The following is a 2,971-nucleotide window of genomic DNA, read 5'->3' on the forward strand; positions in this document are numbered from 1 at the left end:
AATATTCAGTCGGCATTACGTGGTTTAGCTGGTCAGTTTTCGGTCGGCATCAACATTTACTTCCTCTTTAGGTACTTGGGGTTCGGGTGCCGCATCAAGGTCAACGGCAGTACTCATGCTCAACTTGCTCGTCAGGAATGACGACTGGCGTGTTTGAGTACAAAACTCGTTGCTCGGACGTCATGATCACCAGGGGACGCCCGAGCACGGCGATTACCCCCAGCAACCGCGCGATGCCGGGCTGGCGCCATGCGTCGATTCGTTGAGGGTCAACGACCACTTGCGTCAATTGCAAGCGCTGCTCATCCGCGACCTCTACGATGACGCCAGACTTGTCAGGACGCAGGGACAAGGGCAACGGCTCTTTGCCCGTTTGCGTCGACAGCCACAGGCATTGGTAGGCCTTACAAGACTGAGGCCGCGCCAAATAGATAGAGCACCCGGCCCCGTTTGAATTGATGTTCTTGCAAAGGCTGTACGGCGGCTTGCGCAATTCAGACACACCTCGCCAGTCACAGCACATGGAGCATTCGCCGCAACTCGATGCAGGGGAGCCCTTAATGCCCCTCAAAGTGCCAGATCGCACCAACAAGGCTTGATGGGCTTTCATGTAGGGACTCCCGATGCCTGCGATGACGGACTTTTTCTTGAAGCTTGATGCATGCCGTCATGTTGGCGCTGCAATAGAAAAGAGTCACGCTCGGAAATCGAGCGTGACTCTTGGGAGGTTGTCCCTTACTTGAGTGAACTGGGAGGCTGCCGTTGTATGAGGTGGCTCAGGAGAATCCGGCGAATCTCGGCAAAGCGGGAGGGCGGCACTGCGTCCAGCAGGACATGCAATTCCACGCGCGCCAGTCGCGGCTCGATGAAGATCGAAAGCGGCATGCCCAGTCTGGCGCAGATCTGCTGCATGACATCCAGAGAGATCCGACTCCGCCCGTCTTCATAACGAGACCAGCGCAATTCAGCGCTGCGCTCATCGATGCGCAAGACCCGTCGCGACATTTCTCTACGCGTCAATCGGAGCTCATGTCTCAACCAGATCAAGCGGCACATTTGCAGGTCGCGTTGAGCGCGATGACTCAAATGACGCTCTTCCAAATCTTGCTTATCCCAAGCACTCCTCAAAAGTTTGCCTAGTCGTCGGGCTGCAGCGCCTTCACGAGCGCCGCCGCTCATGCGGCACTCCGCGAATCATCACAAGCAGGGCTAATCCATGCCTTTTCGGCGCTGGACGGCGCGTTGACGACTTCCTTAATAGTCAGCGACGCACCTTGCTTCAGCCGGCGCTGGCCACGGTGCAGACTGACTTGCTCCTGGTCAGCGAACGCCTCGTCCAAGCGCTTGGCCAGGCTGGGTGTGCATAGGTGGGTGTAGCGAAGCAGCATGCGGGTATCCCGATGCCCAGAGAACGCTTGCAGGTCTACCAGCGAGAAGCCGCCACGGAGCTTGGCGCCGGCATCGGCCACGCGGGAGATGGCCTCATGCCGCAAGTCGTGAATGTGCAGGTCGTCGGCGCCAACCAGGATGGCCGCTTCGCAGATGCGCGCCCATGCTTTGCGCAGGGCATCCAGGCTCAACGGAAACACGTGCGTACCGGTGCGCGGCAGGCACTTCAGCAGCTCGATCAGGTCTTTGCGGAGCGGCAGCTTGCGGGGGCGGCCGTTCTTCGACTCGGGAATGAAGGCGGTCTGGTTGTCGAAGTCGATGCGGTCCCAGGTCATCGACAGCGCCTCGCTGCGGCGGGCTCCGGTCATGAGCTGGAAGTTCACGAAGGTTTCGAACAGCGGGACGTGCACGTGGGTGGCTTCGGCTTCGGCCGCATACGCGGCCCGCGCTGCGTTGATGATGGCCTTGCGCTGATAGGTCGTCGCCGCGCCCTGCGACGCTGCGCGCTCGGCGGCCATCAGCTCTTCGAGCCGTGCTGCGATGGACTGCTTCGCATCCTCGGCATGGGCGGCATCGAGTAGACGCTGCTCTTCGTCGCCCTTCAAGCGGCGGTCGCGCTCGTTGAAGTAGCTCGGGCGCTTGACCCCGGACATCGGGCTCTGTGCGACCGGGATGCGCCAAGTGTCGATGGCCATGCGGCATACCGCCGAGAAGATGTCCACTTCGCGGTCTACGGTCGAAGCTGCAACGGACTGGCAGCGTTCGTCGATGTAGTCGTTGAAGTCTGTCGGCTCCAGGTCGGCAAAGCTCTTGAGGATGAAGCGAGAGGTGGCGGACGCCTCTCGCATCTTCTTGCCCGTCGGCTTGTGAAACTTCTTGCCGGTCAGGCTGGGGTTGGGTTTTTTATGCGCGGCGTAGGCTGCAGCGATGTCTACACGGGGCAGACCGGCGTCTTCCAGGATTGCGTTGATGCAGTAGCCCTCGGCCTCGAAGCCCTTGTGGCGCGGCGATTCCTCGCGCAGGTAGCGGGCGAGCAGGTCGCCGAACGAGAAGCGGCGACCCTTGCCGTAGTCGACGAACAGGCCTTGGCGACGCTCGGACTCAACGCGTTGTTGAATTTCGACGGCGTCCTCTTCGGAGGTCGCGAACAGGGTCTGGTCGGGGTAGCCGATCTGGCGCACTCGCACCGCGAACGAGTCGTTCAGCCGCGACAGCTTGGGTTTGAAGCGCTGGATCTTCAGCTCTTCGACATAGGCCTTCACCGCCTTAACGGCGTTGTGGGTGAAGGTGCGGGTGAGGTCGTTGCGGTTCTGGACCGTGACCTTGAACCGCGAGCGGTTCTCGATGGATGCCATGACGTTTGCTCCGTCTGTTGAGGAGCAAGGTCTAAGGAACGGGTTTATCCGCCTGCGTGTTGGCGGCACGAAGGGCAAGCGATTGCCACCAATTTGCCACCAAGCCGCGCCAGAAAGACAAAAGCCCCTGTGTCAGGGGCTTCTATGTCCTTGATTTACAAGGATATTTCTGGTCGGGGTGAGAGGATTCGAACCTCCGGCCTCCACGTCCCGAACGTGGCGCGCTA

The 2,971-nt window shown here is 60.3% G+C and carries 2 protein-coding genes; both read right to left on the reverse strand.

Annotated elements, in window-relative coordinates; all coding sequences use genetic code 11:
* Positions 1–735: 735 nt before the first annotated feature.
* Entirely contained in the window at positions 736–990 is a 255-nt protein-coding gene (locus ACOVRJ_RS21445) for a hypothetical protein (RefSeq protein ID WP_422045852.1), read from the reverse strand.
* A 185-nt stretch (positions 991–1,175) separates the two neighbouring features.
* Positions 1,176–2,744 carry a site-specific integrase gene (locus ACOVRJ_RS21450; protein ID WP_422045853.1) on the reverse strand — a complete coding sequence of 523 codons (1,569 nt, stop codon included), beginning with the start codon at positions 2,742–2,744 and terminating at the stop codon, positions 1,176–1,178.
* Positions 2,745–2,971: the final 227 nt, after the last annotated feature.

It is taken from the genome of Roseateles sp. (genome assembly GCF_049240545.1).
GTDB lineage: Bacteria > Pseudomonadota > Gammaproteobacteria > Burkholderiales > Burkholderiaceae_C > Paucibacter_A.

Excerpts from the sequence above, each read along its gene's own strand:
- ACOVRJ_RS21450 (WP_422045853.1), bottom strand. The coding sequence starts at position 2,744 with ATGGCATCCATCGAGAACCGCTCGCGGTTCAAGGTCACGGTCCAGAAC.